The following is a 15108-nucleotide window of genomic DNA, read 5'->3' as shown; positions in this document are numbered from 1 at the left end:
GATGTAAACACATGGACAGACGCCAACAACCCGCAAGACGCCTTGCCAGCGCCACAGCAACTCTGCTGCTGGCGCTCGGTGCCAACACCGCACTGGCCAACACAACGGCCGACACCCCCCCTGGTTTGCAACCGTTCGAAGCCAGCTATACAGCCGCCATGGATAAAGGCGTCTCGCTGAATGGCAGCGCCAAACGCACTTTGACCTCAAAAGGTAACGGGGTATGGCTTTACAGGACCGACGTGGATTCGTTCATTGCCGATATCGACGAATCGATCATCCTGAAATGGGAAAACGACCGGGTTGTCCCCCTTCGCTACCGTTATCGATTATCCGGCTTCCTGATCAAGGATCGCGAAGAGTCCATTGATTTTGACTGGGCTTCAGGCAAGGCTACCGGCAAATACAAAGGCAAACCTTTCAGCCTGGATCTTGAAGAAGGCACCCTGGACCCTTTGGGCTTCCAGCTTCAACTTCATCAGGACATCAAAGCCGGCAAACGCGACGTCACCTACAGAATCATTGATGGCAACAGCTACGACACCGACCGGTTTGCGGTGATCGACAAAGAACCTCTGGAAAACAACGGGAAAACGCACATCACCTTCAAAGCAGAGAAAGTGCGTGAAGAAGGCGCCAAACGCCAGACATTGATGTGGTTTGCGCCCGACGAGGATTTTTTGCTGATGCGCCTGCTACAGGTGGAGCCGGATGGCAGCCACTACGAGCTCAGGCTGAAAGACGCGGAGCTGGGCAGTTAATCTGACCGCCCCGTCTCTTTCCATACAGCTTTGACTTCGTCTGCGATAATCCGCAAACCTTCCGCAACCCGGTCATCATCCTGAGAGTATGTTACTCGCAGACATTCATGGCGATGCTTCCAGCCATCCTCCGGCAAGCCCGGGAAGAAGTAATGACCGGACACGACCAACACCCCGCGCTGTTTGAGTCGCTGATACAACTCAAGACTGGAGATCGGCAAATCCGGAAACCATAACCAGAGGAACATGGCGCCCTCAGGCTTGTGGATGTACCAGCGGCAGCTGTCCTCCCCCATAGCCGCCCTGAAGGCCGCGACGGCCTTTTCCATTTTGGCTTTGTAGAACGGGCAAACCACCTCTCGACTCAGGGACAGGATCTCCCCGGTTTTTACTAATGGCTCCGCCAGCATTGCGCCAAAACTGCCCGTGGCCAGGTTAAGAATCGCATTGATACCTGACAAGGCCTTAATAGTGGGCTCCGCGGCGATTACGATTCCCGTTCTGGCTGCCGGCAGGCCGAGCTTGGACAAACTCAGACAAAGGATAATCTGATCATTCCATGTTGGCTCAGCATCCACGAACAGCAAGCTGGGGAATGGCGTGCCATAAGCCCCGTCAACGATAAGCGGTATGTCATGATCCCTCGCCATCTGCTCCAGTCGCAACAACTCTTCATCCGTTACCACGTTTCCTGTCGGGTTGGTCGGCCTGGAAACACAGATAGCACCCGTCTCTCCAGTAACCTCAACAGCATCAAAGTCAACGCGGTACTTGAACTCGTGAGCATCAGTAAACGAAATTTCCGGCTGTACCGCTCGGAATAACCCGGGATCAATCCCTGCATCGGCGTAGCCGATGTACTCCGGCGCAAGCGGCAGCAGGATATGCTTGTGGTGTCCATCTCCGTAGTTGCCACCAAACATGTTAAACAGCATGAAGAATGCCGCCTGACTGCCGTTGGTCAACGCAATGTTCTCAGGCGTTAAACCCCATCCGTATTCCCGGTTCAACAGCTCCGCCAGGGAGGCAATAAACTGCTTTTCACCCTGTGGGGGATCATAGACACCAACCAGCCTCCGCATATCGGCCTCATTGCCGCTGATGTCCGCCAGAATCTGTTGAACCCTTGCCTGCACCTCCGGAATATGACCCGGGTTGCCACCGCCCATCATGATCATGTCATCCCCGGATGCCATCGCATTCCCGAGATCATCCATCAGGGAAGTGATACCGGCATCGGCAGTGAACTTACGGCCAAAAGCAGAGAGTTTCATAAAACCATCCAATCAATGCAGAAACATCAGGGGTCGGAACCAGCTGTCTTTGAGCAAGTGTAGCCCCGACAGCGGGGAGGGCTTAGCTTTCCAGGGCAATACCGAGGTTACTGACGCCATCGTTGGCCGCACCCTCGCGCAATTCATCAACAAAGACCTCCGTAGGTACTCGCTGGCGCTTCAAAGCCAGAACCAGATCCCGTTGGAACATCTTGTCTTCTTTCATCAGAGGGTGCTGATCCAGCAATCGGACCAACTCATCTTCGGCCAGATCCTCGCCTTCAGACAACTCGATGAAGCTCACAATCGTGGAAGTCGCCAGCTGGGACGCATCCGTTGCCCGGTGCTTGCCTGGATTCAGGCGGTTAAGCAGTGCCTGCTCCAGTAACTGGCAGAAATCAAACGCAGGGTAAACACCGTAGGCATCGTAGTCGTCGACATTCGGGGAAAGGCTTTCCAGCTTGCTGAGTAACTGGGGAATGGCCGCTTCCTCGACATCCTTCTGGAGCATATCCCACGCCAGGTCGAGTAACTGGCGCATTTTACCGCCACTTTTGAGCCCTACCGCATCTGCGAACAAGGCGTAGTTCGGAAAGGAGCGCTCAGCGAGAGACAGCAGGAAGGCGCATTCGCGCCAACCCTGCAGTTGCGATACGGCTTTTAGAAACTGATTGGCGTTCATGTCCTGGGCAGGGTCACGCCGGTCTGACCAAGGTACTTTCCACCCCGGTCCTTGTAGCTCGTTTCGCAGACTTCGTCCGATTCAAAGAAGAGCATCTGAGCCACGCCTTCGTTAGCGTAGATTTTAGCCGGCAGGTTGGTGGTGTTGGAAAATTCCAGGGTAACCTGGCCTTCCCACTCCGGTTCCAGCGGCGTGACGTTGACGATGATTCCGCAGCGTGCATAGGTCGACTTGCCAAGGCAAATGGTCAGTACGCTACGCGGAATACGGAAGTACTCGACAGTGCGCGCCAGTGCGAAGGAGTTCGGAGGGATGATGCAGACGTCGCCCGTGTAGTTGACGAAGCTGTTCTCGTCGAAGTTCTTCGGGTCTACAGTGGCGCTGTGGACGTTGGTGAAGATTTTGAACTCGTTGCTACAACGGACGTCGTATCCGTAGCTGGAGGTGCCGTAGGAGATGACTCGGCCCTTTTCGGATTCACGTACCTGTCCGTGTTCGAACGGCTCGATCATGCCGTGCTGCTCGGACATCCGGCGGATCCACTTGTCGGATTTGATGCTCATTTGGGTGGTCTCGGTTCCACTGGGAAAATTGGGGCGTAGTTTAACTGTTACGGATAGATCTGTCGAAGGCCTGTGGCCGCCGTTTGGGGGGCTGCAGTGGCAGAGCCGATCTTCCAAAAACCGCTACGAGCACATCCATGTGCGCTTGTCTCCGGCCATCCTTGGCCTACGACATTTTTGGAAGATCGGCCCTGCCACTGCGAACAGGCCTTTCTGCGGCCCGCCCGAATAGTCGGGACTTAGTGCTCTGTTACCGACACACTGGAGATAGACCCAGTCAGGTTACGCTCCCTGGTGGACAGTTCAGCACCAACACGGCGGGCAATGTCACGGTAGCGACGGGCTACTTCGGAATCAGGTTCTGCAATAACAGACGGCAAACCGCTATCGGTCTGTTCCCGGATGGTCATGTGCAGGGGAAGTTGCCCCAGCAACGTGGTGTCGTATTCCTCGGCAATGCGTTCGCCGCCGCCATGGCCGAACAGGGGTTCTTCGTGGCCGCAGTTGCTGCAGATGTGGACACTCATGTTTTCGACGACACCCAGTACCGGAATGTCGACTTTGCGGAACATTTCGATGCCTTTTTTACCATCCAGCAGCGCAATGTCCTGCGGAGTGGTGACGATGACGGCGCCGGTGACCGGGACTTTCTGGGCCAGGGTGAGCTGGATGTCGCCAGTGCCCGGGGGCATGTCGATGATCAGGTAGTCGAGTTCATCCCACAGTGTCTGCTGAAGCAGTTGCATGACTGCGCCGCTGACCATGGGACCGCGCCAGACCATGGGGGTTTTGTCGGTGACGACGAAAGCCATGGAGTTGGCCTGCAGGCCGTGGGCTTCCATGGGTACGAAGTATTTGTTTTCACGGGTGTCCGGACGTTTACCTTCGGGCACACCGAGCATCATGCCGATGCTGGGGCCGTAGATGTCGGCGTCGAGGATGCCAACCCGGGCGCCCTCAGCTTTCAGCGCCAGCGCCAGGTTGACAGCGGTCGTGGACTTACCGACACCGCCTTTCCCCGAGGAAACAGCGATAATGTTTTTGACGCCTGCGACTGACGGGATGTCCTTCTGGTTCTTGTAGGCGTGGATTTTCTGGCCCACGTGAACCTCTGCACTGTCGACGCCGTCGACGTTCTCGAGGGCGTTGGTGACGATTTCTTTAAGTGCTCCGGCTATGCCTTTGGAAGGGTATGGAAGCTCGACCATCAGGGTGACCTTACCACTGTCGTCAGCAGCGAGGTTCTTGACAGCACCGAGTTCGTACAGGTCCTTTTCAAGGTATGGGTCCCGGTATTGGCGGACGGCTGTTTCCAGGGCCTGCGGGGAAATCTGGGTCATCGGGTTCTCCGGAATAAGCTCATAAACACAGAAACGGGTGTTTCAGGTGAAAATTAATGGCTTGGAAGGTATCATCTGTGCCCGTTTCTGACCATATGGGGTCTTAATCTGGAGCAATCAATGCCGGTTGCCGTCCAGGCCCCTGTTTTTTTGTCTTTCCAACCCGTATCAACAGAAGGTTCGGACATCACCATGACGCAAGCTAGCAAGCCACAGCGCGATATTCTGGTTACCAGCGCCCTGCCCTACGCAAACGGGCCGATCCACCTGGGTCACCTGCTGGAGTACATTCAGACCGACATCTGGGTGCGCTACCAGAACATGCGTGGCCATAACTGCTATTACGTTTGCGCCGACGATGCCCACGGCACGGCTATCATGCTGCGTGCCGAGCGTGAAGGCATTACGCCGGAGCAACTGATTGACCGTATCCGTCAGGAGCACCAGGAGGACTTCGCCGGTTTCCATATCCGGTTCGACAACTACTACTCCACGCATTCCGACGAGAACCGGTACTTCTCCGAATATATTTACCGTCAGCTGCAGGAAAACGGTCATATTGCCACCCGGAAGATCACCCAGTTCTTCGATCCGGAGAAGGAGATGTTTCTGGCGGACCGTTTCATCAAAGGCACTTGTCCGAAGTGCAAAACGGAAGATCAGTATGGAGATAACTGTGAGGCATGTGGCGCCACATACACTCCTGCTGAGCTGATTAACCCTCGCTCAGCCGTGTCCGGTGCGACTCCGGTGGAGAAAGAATCCGAGCACTATTTCTTCAAATTGCCGGATTTCCAGGATTTCCTGACCAAATGGACCCGAAGTGGAACGCTTCAGCCGCAGGTTGCCAATAAGCTGGCCGAGTGGCTGGACGCCGGTTTGCAGGAGTGGGACATCAGCCGTGATGCGCCTTACTTTGGTTTCGAGATCCCAGATGCTCCGGGCAAGTATTTCTATGTCTGGCTGGACGCCCCGATTGGCTATCTGGCGAGCTTCAAGAACCTGTGCAACCGGGAAAATATCGATTTTGAACATTTCTGGAAAGCGGATTCCGAAGCCGAGGTGTATCACTTTATCGGCAAGGACATCATCAATTTCCACGCGCTGTTCTGGCCATCCATGCTCCACGATGCCGGATTCCGTACCCCGACTGCGGTCTGGGCCCATGGTTTCGTCACCGTAAACGGCAAGAAGATGTCCAAATCCCGGGGTACGTTTATCATGGCACGTACCTATCTGGACCACTTGAATCCCGAGTATCTGCGTTACTACTTTGCCGCCAAGCTGACCGGCAGCGTCGACGACATGGACCTGAACCTGGAGGACTTTGCCGCCCGGGTTAACTCGGATCTGGTGGGCAAGGTGGTCAACATTGCCAGCCGCAGCGCCGGTTTCATTACCAAGCGATTCAACGGTCAGCTTGGCAAGGTCACTGAAACCGCGAAGCTTCAGGAGTTCATTGAAGCGGGTCAGCAGATTGAGGAATTCTACGAAGCCCGTGAATTCGGCCGTGCGATGCGTCGGATCATGGAGCTGGCAGACATCGCCAACCAGTACGTCAACGACGAACAGCCGTGGGTTATTGCCAAGCAGGAAGGCCAGGATGAAAATCTCCAGGCCATCTGTACCAATGCCATCAACATGTTCCGTTTGCTGATGACCTACCTGGCCCCGGTCCTTCCGAAAACGGCCGAGGCAGCTCAGTCGTTCCTCAATGCGCGTCTGGTCTGGAACACCCGCGGGGAACTGCTGGAGAATCATGGTATCGACAAATTCAAACCGCTGATGAACCGTGTGGATATGGCACAGATAGAGAAGATGCTGGATGCCTCCAAAGAGGAGCTTCCTGCTGCCACGGGCCAAAAGGAAGCAGCCAGTGATCTTGAGCCAATTGCGGATGAGATTGAGTTTGGCGATTTTGCAAAAGTGGACCTGCGTGTCGTGAAGATCGTTAACGCAGAGCACGTGGAAGGTGCCGATAAGCTGCTTCGTCTTACACTTGATGTGGGACATGGCGAGCGCAATGTGTTTGCTGGTATCAAGTCTGCCTACAAGCCGGAGGACCTCATCGGCCGCATGACGGTCATGGTAGCCAATCTGAAGCCCCGGAAAATGAAGTTCGGTATGTCGGAAGGTATGGTTCTGGCCGCAGGCCCGGGTGGCAAGGATATTTTCGTCCTGTCCCCGGACTCCGGTGCCACCCCCGGCATGCGGGTAATGTAAGAGCGGGCGAAACAAGAGTAAGCATCGATGACAGAGTATCTGCTGATTCTGGTCAGCACCATACTGGTGAACAACTTCGTACTGGTTCAGTTTCTGGGCCTGTGTCCTTTCATGGGAGTTTCCGGCAAGCTGGAAACCGCCATGGGCATGTCGCTGGCCACGACATTCGTACTGACCCTGTCATCGGTGTGCAGCTACCTCGCGTATACATACCTGCTCGCCCCGCTTGATCTGGCGTTTCTCAAAACCATTACCTTTATTCTGGTGATTGCAGTGGTCGTGCAGTTCACCGAAATGGTGGTCCGTAAAACCAGCCCCCTGCTGTACCGGGTGCTGGGTATCTTCCTGCCACTGATCACTACCAACTGCGCGGTTCTTGGTGTCGCACTTCTCAACCTTAATAAAAACAATAACTTCGTTGAATCGGTGTTATACGGATTCGGTGCAGCCGCTGGCTTCTCCCTGGTCCTGGTGCTGTTTGCTGCCATGCGGGAGCGCATTGCCGTTGCAGATGTCCCCATTGCCTTCCGCGGTGCGGCAATCGGCATGGTGACCGCCGGCCTGATGGCTTTGGCCTTCCTCGGTTTTACCGGTCTGGTCAGCGTTTAACGGAGACACGTTTTTATGTGGACAGGCATTATCATCGCTGTGCTGGTGCTCCTTGCCCTTTCCCTTGCGTTCGGCGGGCTGCTTGGCTTTGCAGCCGAACGCTTCAAAGTGGAAGGCAATCCTCTGGTTGACCAGATTGATTCTCTGCTGCCACAGACCCAGTGCGGCCAATGCGGTTTCCCCGGATGCCGCCCCTATGCGGAATCCATCGCCGATGGGGATGCCATCAACAAATGCCCACCAGGCGGGGAGTCCACCATCAAGGCTCTGGCAGACCTGCTTGACATGGAGCCTCAGCCGCTGGATGCCGAACACGGTGTAGAACAGGAAAAGCGTGTCGCGGTGATCCGCGAAGATGAATGCATTGGCTGTACTAAGTGTATTCAGGCATGCCCCGTGGACGCGATCCTCGGCGCCGCCAAGCACATGCATACCGTCATTGAAAGTGAATGTACCGGCTGCGACCTCTGTGTGGAGCCCTGCCCCGTAGACTGTATTGATATGGTTACCATTAAACCTGACATCCGTACCTGGACCTGGACACCGCCAGCTACAAATATCATTGCGACTGATCGTCAGGGAGCGAGTGCCTGATGACTCAGCTCTGGGACTTTACCGGCGGTATCCACCCTGCCGAAAACAAGCAGCAATCCACCACTCGCGGGATTCGAACCGCCACCATGCCCGAGCGGTTGTTTCTACCTCTACAACAACACATCGGAGCGCCGGCAGAACCTGTGGTTCAGGTAGGTGACCGGGTACTCAAGGGTCAGAAAATCGCCGACATCACCAATGGCATCGGCGTTCCGGTCCATGCCCCTACGTCCGGCGTGATTGAAAACATTGCACATCACCCGGTTCCCCACCCTTCCGGCATGGAAGACTGGTGCATCACGCTCAAACCGGACGGGGAAGAACAATGGACTCCGACCAGCCCGGTCAGCGATTACAAAAGTCTTGAGCGGGATCAGGTCCTTAAACTGATCCGGGAAGCCGGGATCGCCGGCATGGGCGGCGCGGGATTTCCCACGAATATCAAGCTCCGCCCCCCCAGGGACCGCAAGGTGCAAACCCTGATTCTCAATGGTGCCGAGTGCGAGCCCTATATCACCGCCGACGACATGACCATGCGGGAACAGGCAGAGGAGGTCGTTGGGGGCCTGAAAATCATGTCCTGGATACTTCGCCCGGAACGGTGCGTGATCGGAATCGAGGATAATAAACCGCAAGCCATTGAACGTATGGCAAAGGCCATCGAAGGTACACAGATCGAACTTGCGGTCATTCCGACCAAGTACCCATCCGGTGGTGAAAAGCAGTTGATACGGATCCTCACGGGCATGGAAGTGCCCAGTGGCGGTATTCCTGCGGATATCGGGGTGATGTGCCAGAACGTGGGTACTGCCCGGGCCGTTTCCCGCGCCGTATTTGAAGGTAAGCCCCTGATTTCAAGGGTGATCACCATTACTGGTGATGCCGTCAGGGACCCGGGCAACTACGAGGCGTTGATTGGAACCCCCGTAAACAGCTTGCTCGATCAGGCAGGTTTTGATCCGGCCAGGGCAAGCCGTTTGGTATCCGGTGGACCGATGATGGGATTCACGCTTACCTCCACCGAAGTACCGGTTACCAAAACCAGTAACTGTGTGATCGCTGCTACAGACCAGGAACTGCCGGCACCGCCGCCTGAGCAACCCTGTATCCGCTGCGGCCAGTGCGCCGACGCCTGCCCGATGGAGCTGCTTCCCCAACAGCTGTTCTGGTATTCCCGAGCTGAAGAGTTCGAAAAAGCTGAGCACATGAACCTGTTTGACTGCATCGAGTGCGGCGCCTGTTCCTATGTTTGCCCCAGCTCTATACCGTTGGTCCAGTACTATCGCTACGCCAAAGGTGAAATCCGGGTACAGAAGGCCGAGCAACTGAAAGCGGATCGTGCTCGCGAACGGTTTGAGGCTCGCCAGGCTCGCCTGGAAAGAGAACAGGAAGAGAAGGAACTGCGCCGCAAGGAACGTGCGAAGGCCGCTGCCGAAGCTCAGGCCCGGAAAAAAGCCGAAGCCGAGCAAGCCATCAGCAGCGACAGTGCGTCAGATGAGAGGGCAGCCAAAGCTGCACAGGTAGAACAGGCCCTCGCCCGAAAGAAAGCCAAAGCCGAGCGGGCAGATGCGGAAAAGGCTCCTGCCGAAGCCCCTGCTCAGGAGGCGCCGGCCCCCGCGCAACCCAAGCCCGATCTTGAGGCCCTCGAAAAGCAGGTGACCCAGGCGCGCACGAAGCTCGAGAACATGCAGGGTATGCTTGAAGAAGCCCGAACCCAGCAAGCGGACAATGTCGATAAGCTGGAACGAGCCGTTGCCAAGAACCTCGACCGGGTCAAAAGGGCGGAAGATGCCCTGGCAGAAGCACAGCAACTGCTGGCGAATCAGTCCGAATCACAGTCAACCGAATAACCGAGTTCAGGCCGAATCATCATGGCATTTGTTCAACAGTCATCTCCACATGCCCACAAAGCCCGCCCGACATCCCGTGTCATGCTTTGGGTCATCATCGCGGCTCTGCCCGGCCTGCTGGCACAGACGCTGTTCTTCGGTTGGGGTAACCTGATCAATGTTGTCTGGTGCATTGCCGTCGCTCTGGCGTCCGAAGCCATCATCCTGAAATTCCGGAAAAAGCCGATCAGCGCAATCCTCAAGGACAATACCGCCGCCGTAACCGGCCTGCTCCTCGGCCTGTCACTGCCGCAATTTGCTCCCTGGTGGGTATCCCTGACCGCCGTGGTCTTTGCGATTGTGATTGCCAAGCAGCTTTATGGCGGACTGGGTTCCAACCCCTTCAATCCTGCGATGGTTGGTTATGCTCTGGTACTGATTTCGTTTCCTGTAGCAATGACGACCAACTGGGCAGAAGCAGCGCTTCTTTGGCAGGGTGCGCCCGGATTTGGCGAGACCCTGACCGCCATTGCTTCAGGCCATCAGACCGCAATCGATGGCTGGACCATGGCAACCCCACTGGATGAGTACAAACACAAGATTGCCACCCACACTGCGAAAGAAGTGCTGGCCCATCCTACCTTTGGTGAGGGTGTCGCCCGGGGATGGGAATGGGTAAATGCCGGCTTCCTCGCCGGCGGTCTTCTGCTTATTGCACTGAGAATCATCAGTTGGCACATCCCAGTGGCTTTCCTGGCTGCGTTGGGCATCATGAGCCTGGCCTTTGGCAGCAATGCCGACCAGGTTGCCCCGCTCTCTCTCCAGCTATTGGCCGGGGGAACCATGCTCGGAGCCTTTTTTATCGCCACCGATCCGGTATCCGCGGCGACCAGCCACCAGGGTAAACTGATCTACGGAGCGGGCACCGGCATCCTGATTTACCTGATCCGTACCTGGGGCAACTACCCGGATGCCGTCGCCTTCAGTGTGTTGCTGATGAATTTTGCCGTGCCATTCATCGACCATTTCACGCCACCACGCACCTACGGGCATCACAAAGCCCGCCGGGGCGTTCCCGGTAAGAGTCAGGGATAAGTCATGGCAGCACTTGCACAGTCAATCCGTCGTAGCGCTATTGGCCTCGGCCTTTTTGCAGTCATAACAGGCGGTACCATTGCCGTTACCCAGGCGTTCACCGCCCAGCGCATTCAGGAACAAGCCGCCCGGGCCGAAGCCAAGGCGTTGTTTGAGATCATTCCCGAAAGCTCCCACGATAATGACATGTTGCATGATACGGTTGAGCTTCCCCAAAGTGACCGTCTTGCCGGGGATGGCCCGGTAACCGTGTGGGTAGCACGCAGGGACGGCAAGCCAACCGGTATGATCATGCCGGTTATCGCTCCGGACGGTTATTCAGGCAACATCCGTTTGCTGGTAGGCCTCGATATGAACGGCACGATTCTTGGAGTACGGGTCACCAGCCACAAAGAAACTCCGGGACTTGGGGACCGTATCGAAACCCGGAAATCGGACTGGATCCAGGATTTCACCGGGCGTACCCTGGGGAAACCGCCTCATAACGAATGGAACGTGAAGAAAAACGGCGGTATGTTCGACCAGTTTACTGGCGCCACCATCACTCCCAGAGCTGTGGTTAAAGCCGTTCAGAAGTCCCTGATCTATTTCCAGAAAAATCACAACGAAATTCGCGTGCGGCTGGGTGCGCCTGCTGAGCCAGGAAAAAGCAGGCTTGAGCCGGAAGCGATTGCAGGTGAAACCACTACGCCGGAGCATTCCTGATTATGGCTGACAAAACGCCCAGCGAAATCATCAAAGACGGTCTCTGGAACAACAACCCTGCCCTGGTTCAGGTTCTGGGGTTATGCCCACTGCTCGCGGTAACCAGTACCGTCGTCAACGCCATAGGCCTTGGTCTGGCCACTCTGCTGGTCCTTATGGGGTCCAACCTTGCTGTCTCCCTCATCCGCAATTTTGTGGGTGAGTCGGTCCGGCTGCCAGCCTTCGTGATGATCATCGCATCCTTCGTAACCTGCGCTGAGCTTTTGATGCAGGCCTTCACTTACGAGCTCTACCAGATTCTGGGAATTTTCATTCCACTGATCGTGACCAACTGCGCCATCCTTGGCCGCGCGGACGCCTTTGCGTCCCGTAATACACCCGGAAGGGCCCTGCTGGATGGCGCAATGATGGGACTTGGATTCCTGGCGGTACTGGTGGTGCTGGGCGGCATGCGGGAACTTGTCGGTCAGGGTACCCTGTTTGTTGACATGAATCTGCTGCTGGGCCCGGCAGCTGCAGACTGGGTTATCCGGCCGTTTGAGCGCTACCCGAACATGCTGTTCATGATGCTCCCTCCCGGCGCTTTCATGGGACTGGGACTGTTGATCGCCCTGAAAAACAGCATTGACAGCAAACTTGAGGCGCGCCGGAAGGCCGCCACTACAACGGCCCCGGCCACATCTGGCAGCAAACGTGTGCGGGTAACCGGCAACGTATCCTGAAAACGTTATCTATGAATAAAGAAAAACGAACAGAGATTTTCACTCGTTTGCGGGCTGACAATCCCAACCCGACCACCGAGCTGAACTATTCGTCACCCTTCGAGTTACTGATTGCGGTTATTCTCTCAGCGCAGGCAACGGATGTCGGCGTTAACAAAGCAACCGACAAACTGTTCCCGGTCGCCAATACGCCAGAATCCATTCTGGCTCTGGGCGTTGACGGGCTGAAGGAATACATCAAAACCATCGGCCTGTTTAACAGTAAAGCCGAAAACGTCATCAAGACCTGCCGGATTCTTATCGAGAAGCACAACAGCGTGGTTCCTGAAAAACGTGAGGATCTCGAAGCCCTGCCCGGGGTTGGCCGAAAAACGGCTAACGTGGTTCTGAACACAGCGTTCGGTCACATGGCCATGGCTGTAGACACCCACATTTTCAGGGTGTCCAACCGGACAGGCATTGCCCCTGGCAAAAATGTTCTGGAAGTGGAAAAACGCCTGCTTCGCCTGGTACCCAAGGAATTCCTGCTGGATGCCCACCACTGGCTGATCCTCCATGGCCGCTACACCTGCGTAGCACGTAAGCCAAAATGTGGCGCCTGTATCATCGAGGATCTGTGCGAGTTCAAACAGAAGCGGGACTACCTCTAACCACTGCTTCCAGCTTCCTCCCTGCCAAAAAAACCGGCCCTGACTTCATGGCCGGTTTTTTCATTTTCAAGAACAGCGTAAGACTTAACGTTGTCCAAGCATCTTCTTTTTCAGGTCCTTCTGGGCAGGCTCGTCGGAGAGCCAGATGCCGAACAGCGCCTTTTTGAAGGCCAGATCACCGACAGTGTCCTTGAGTTTGCCGTTCTTCAGGACTTCAACCCCCTTGCCCGGGAGGTAGACCAGATCAAATACATCCCCTTCTTTGATTTCTTCCTGGAACACCTTCATGAACTGGTCGATGTCGCTCTGGATCCCTTCCATCTTGCCACCAGTCGACGCCTCAAACCCCTCAAGGGTAGCCGACGTCATTCGATCACTGGTGATCATGCCGGAAATAATGTGAAGAGTAATGGCCTGGGGCTCATCAGCATTGATGACAGCCTGTCCGTCGCTGATGGTTTCGGGCACATAGAGTCCGCCTACGTACAGATCCATGAACCACTTGGAACGGGTGCCCGCGCCATTGAGCTTCAGCTCGGTATCCATCGCGGAATACGTGTCCGGAACATCCACACCTTCAACGGTCAAAGCGGATGCGGGAGCCGACAATGCAGCCACCATGATCATAGAGGCAAAACCGGTTGTTAGAGCCTTCATCATAGTCCTTCCTTTTCAATCATTATTATTGACGTGTTTCATTCGTGCACCGGGTGTTACCACCTGACGATCTAACGATCCCAACTCTGCCCGGTCACGGCATTTTAGCAATGACCCGCCATCCCGGGGCGCCGCCTGGTTCTCATTTGCGGTGTTACTGAAACACAAAAGCCGACCAGGAACACTGGTCGGCTTGCCAAGGAAAAGAGTCTGTGAAGCTACTTGAACAGAAGGCTTCCGGACAACCCCTCCTTTTCCAGAATTTCCCGCAAGCGACGCAGGGCCTCAACCTGAATCTGGCGAACCCGCTCACGTGTCAGGCCAATCTCCTGGCCGACTTCTTCCAGCGTACTCACAGGGTAACCCCGGAGGCCGAACCGTCGGGACAGCACTTCCTGTTGCTTGTCACTGAGTTGGTCAATCCACTTTTCCAGGCAGGAACACATATTATTGTCCTGCAGAAGATCCGCGGGGTCGGAGGCCCCTTCATCCGCCACGGTATCCAGCAGAGATTTCTCGCCACCGGCACCAATCGGGGTATCCATCGAAGCAACGCGCTCATTCAGGCCAAGCATGCGCTTAACGTCCGCAACTGGCTTGTCCACCATCTGCGCAATTTCTTCAGCAGAAGGTTCATGATCCAGCTTCTGGGTCAGCTCACGGGCTGCACGCAAATACAGGTTCAGCTCTTTAACCACGTGAATGGGGAGACGAATCGTGCGGGTCTGGTTCATGATCGCCCGTTCGATGGTCTGCCGGATCCACCAGGTCGCGTAGGTAGAGAAACGGAAACCGCGTTCCGGATCAAACTTTTCAACGGCCCGGATCAGGCCCAGATTTCCTTCTTCGATCAGATCAAGGAGCGTCAGGCCACGGTTCACATAGCGGCGCGCGATCTTGACCACCAGGCGGAGATTACTTTCGATCATCCGTTTGCGACCGGATTCCTCACCTTTTCGTGCCAGGCGAGCAAAATAGACCTCCTCTTCAGGAGTCAGGAGTGGAGAAAAACCGATTTCGTTGAGGTAAAGCTGGGTGGCGTCCAGCTGTTTCTGGTTGCTGAAATAGCGACCTTGGGTGGGAAAGTCTTCACTGGCCGCAGAATCCTTTTCCGACTTTTCTTCGGCTAGTAATTGTTCCTCAGACTCTTCTACGTCCGCTACACGATCAATGATGATTTCATCTTGCTCTGCTGACATTTTCTTGCCCCGCCTCGTAATAATCCTGTGTTTTGATCCAATGCTTTTTTGTTTTTCGGATCCTTCCGTTGTGCTTGATTTCTCAGGACATCATTTAGTTGGCCGGCTTTTGCCGTAGCCATTTTTATTTTTCTGAATGCGGTTTTCGTCAGTACCGGTTTGGCTGCCAAGAACGCTTTTAAAAATTCGTCCTCTATGCCTTGCT

Annotated in this window: 15 protein-coding genes; 9 read left to right on the top strand and 6 right to left on the bottom strand. The window is 55.5% G+C overall.

Annotation, left to right across the window (positions count from 1 at the left end; genetic code table 11):
- Positions 1-11 precede the first annotated feature (11 nt).
- On the top strand, positions 12-761 hold the full coding sequence (locus tag FWJ25_RS09925) for a DUF3108 domain-containing protein (RefSeq protein WP_149600136.1): 750 nt from the start codon (positions 12-14) through the stop codon (positions 759-761).
- Here the strand turns inward: FWJ25_RS09925 and FWJ25_RS09920 are convergent.
- The 4 genes from FWJ25_RS09920 to apbC form a co-directional block, all read right to left on the bottom strand.
- Positions 758-2035 carry a valine--pyruvate transaminase gene (locus FWJ25_RS09920; RefSeq protein WP_149600135.1) on the bottom strand — a complete coding sequence of 426 codons (1278 nt, stop codon included), beginning with the start codon at positions 2033-2035 and terminating at the stop codon, positions 758-760. The genes FWJ25_RS09925 and FWJ25_RS09920 overlap by 4 nt on opposite strands.
- Before the next feature lie 82 nt (positions 2036-2117).
- Positions 2118-2717, bottom strand: coding sequence for a YjaG family protein (locus FWJ25_RS09915; protein ID WP_149600134.1), 600 nt, complete (start codon positions 2715-2717; stop codon positions 2118-2120).
- A complete protein-coding gene (gene dcd, locus FWJ25_RS09910) occupies positions 2714-3280 on the bottom strand; it encodes a dCTP deaminase (protein ID WP_149600133.1) in 567 nt (188 codons plus the stop codon). Before dcd ends, FWJ25_RS09915 begins: the two co-directional genes overlap by 4 nt.
- A 239-nt stretch (positions 3281-3519) precedes the next feature.
- Positions 3520-4620, bottom strand: a complete 1101-nt coding sequence (apbC, locus tag FWJ25_RS09905; RefSeq protein WP_149600132.1) for an iron-sulfur cluster carrier protein ApbC — start codon at positions 4618-4620, stop codon at positions 3520-3522.
- A gap of 192 nt (positions 4621-4812) precedes the next feature.
- Here apbC and metG point away from each other — a divergent pair, with 192 nt between their 5' ends.
- Genes metG through nth form a run of 8 tightly spaced genes read left to right on the top strand, consistent with a single transcriptional unit; the run spans position 4813 to position 13047 of the window.
- Positions 4813-6843, top strand: a complete 2031-nt coding sequence (gene metG / locus FWJ25_RS09900) for a methionine--tRNA ligase (RefSeq protein ID WP_149600131.1) — start codon at positions 4813-4815, stop codon at positions 6841-6843.
- Between the two features lie 27 nt (positions 6844-6870).
- Entirely contained in the window at positions 6871-7452 is a 582-nt protein-coding gene (gene rsxA / locus FWJ25_RS09895) for an electron transport complex subunit RsxA (protein ID WP_149600130.1), read from the top strand.
- 15 nt (positions 7453-7467) lie between these two features.
- Positions 7468-8046, top strand: a complete 579-nt coding sequence (gene rsxB, locus FWJ25_RS09890; protein WP_149600129.1) for an electron transport complex subunit RsxB — start codon at positions 7468-7470, stop codon at positions 8044-8046.
- Positions 8046-9896, top strand: coding sequence for an electron transport complex subunit RsxC (rsxC, locus tag FWJ25_RS09885; protein WP_149600128.1), 1851 nt, complete (start codon positions 8046-8048; stop codon positions 9894-9896). Before rsxB ends, rsxC begins: the two co-directional genes overlap by 1 nt.
- A gap of 21 nt (positions 9897-9917) precedes the next feature.
- A complete protein-coding gene (gene rsxD / locus FWJ25_RS09880) occupies positions 9918-10970 on the top strand; it encodes an electron transport complex subunit RsxD (protein ID WP_149600127.1) in 1053 nt (350 codons plus the stop codon).
- A gap of 3 nt (positions 10971-10973) precedes the next feature.
- Positions 10974-11675, top strand: a complete 702-nt coding sequence (gene rsxG, locus FWJ25_RS09875; protein WP_149600126.1) for an electron transport complex subunit RsxG — start codon at positions 10974-10976, stop codon at positions 11673-11675.
- A 2-nt stretch (positions 11676-11677) separates the two neighbouring features.
- Positions 11678-12397, top strand: a complete 720-nt coding sequence (locus FWJ25_RS09870; protein WP_149600125.1) for an electron transport complex subunit E — start codon at positions 11678-11680, stop codon at positions 12395-12397.
- Between the two features lie 11 nt (positions 12398-12408).
- Positions 12409-13047, top strand: coding sequence for an endonuclease III (gene nth / locus FWJ25_RS09865; protein ID WP_149600124.1), 639 nt, complete (start codon positions 12409-12411; stop codon positions 13045-13047).
- A gap of 84 nt (positions 13048-13131) precedes the next feature.
- Here nth and FWJ25_RS09860 read toward each other — a convergent pair whose 3' ends face one another.
- Positions 13132-13707, bottom strand: a complete 576-nt coding sequence (locus tag FWJ25_RS09860; RefSeq protein ID WP_149600123.1) for a chalcone isomerase family protein — start codon at positions 13705-13707, stop codon at positions 13132-13134.
- A gap of 215 nt (positions 13708-13922) precedes the next feature.
- Positions 13923-14903: an RNA polymerase sigma factor RpoS gene (rpoS, locus tag FWJ25_RS09855; protein ID WP_149600122.1), complete on the bottom strand. Its 981-nt coding sequence runs from the start codon at positions 14901-14903 to the stop codon at positions 13923-13925.
- Positions 14904-15108 lie beyond the last annotated feature (205 nt).

The organism is Marinobacter salinexigens, from assembly GCF_008370345.1.
GTDB classification, from domain to species: Bacteria; Pseudomonadota; Gammaproteobacteria; order Pseudomonadales; family Oleiphilaceae; genus Marinobacter; species Marinobacter salinexigens.
The sequence above is the reverse complement of the archived record's forward strand: the minus strand, read 5'-3'. Positions and strand labels throughout refer to the sequence as shown.

Excerpts from the sequence above, each read along its gene's own strand:
- FWJ25_RS09925 (WP_149600136.1), top strand. The coding sequence starts at position 12 with ATGGACAGACGCCAACAACCCGCAAGACGCCTTGCCAGCGCCACAGCA.
- FWJ25_RS09920 (WP_149600135.1), bottom strand. The coding sequence starts at position 2,035 with ATGAAACTCTCTGCTTTTGGCCGTAAGTTCACTGCCGATGCCGGTATC.
- FWJ25_RS09915 (WP_149600134.1), bottom strand. The coding sequence starts at position 2,717 with ATGAACGCCAATCAGTTTCTAAAAGCCGTATCGCAACTGCAGGGTTGG.
- dcd (WP_149600133.1), bottom strand. The coding sequence starts at position 3,280 with ATGAGCATCAAATCCGACAAGTGGATCCGCCGGATGTCCGAGCAGCAC.
- apbC (WP_149600132.1), bottom strand. The coding sequence starts at position 4,620 with ATGACCCAGATTTCCCCGCAGGCCCTGGAAACAGCCGTCCGCCAATAC.
- metG (WP_149600131.1), top strand. The coding sequence starts at position 4,813 with ATGACGCAAGCTAGCAAGCCACAGCGCGATATTCTGGTTACCAGCGCC.
- rsxA (WP_149600130.1), top strand. The coding sequence starts at position 6,871 with ATGACAGAGTATCTGCTGATTCTGGTCAGCACCATACTGGTGAACAAC.
- rsxB (WP_149600129.1), top strand. The coding sequence starts at position 7,468 with ATGTGGACAGGCATTATCATCGCTGTGCTGGTGCTCCTTGCCCTTTCC.
- rsxC (WP_149600128.1), top strand. The coding sequence starts at position 8,046 with ATGACTCAGCTCTGGGACTTTACCGGCGGTATCCACCCTGCCGAAAAC.
- rsxD (WP_149600127.1), top strand. The coding sequence starts at position 9,918 with ATGGCATTTGTTCAACAGTCATCTCCACATGCCCACAAAGCCCGCCCG.
- rsxG (WP_149600126.1), top strand. The coding sequence starts at position 10,974 with ATGGCAGCACTTGCACAGTCAATCCGTCGTAGCGCTATTGGCCTCGGC.
- FWJ25_RS09870 (WP_149600125.1), top strand. The coding sequence starts at position 11,678 with ATGGCTGACAAAACGCCCAGCGAAATCATCAAAGACGGTCTCTGGAAC.
- nth (WP_149600124.1), top strand. The coding sequence starts at position 12,409 with ATGAATAAAGAAAAACGAACAGAGATTTTCACTCGTTTGCGGGCTGAC.
- FWJ25_RS09860 (WP_149600123.1), bottom strand. The coding sequence starts at position 13,707 with ATGATGAAGGCTCTAACAACCGGTTTTGCCTCTATGATCATGGTGGCT.
- rpoS (WP_149600122.1), bottom strand. The coding sequence starts at position 14,903 with ATGTCAGCAGAGCAAGATGAAATCATCATTGATCGTGTAGCGGACGTA.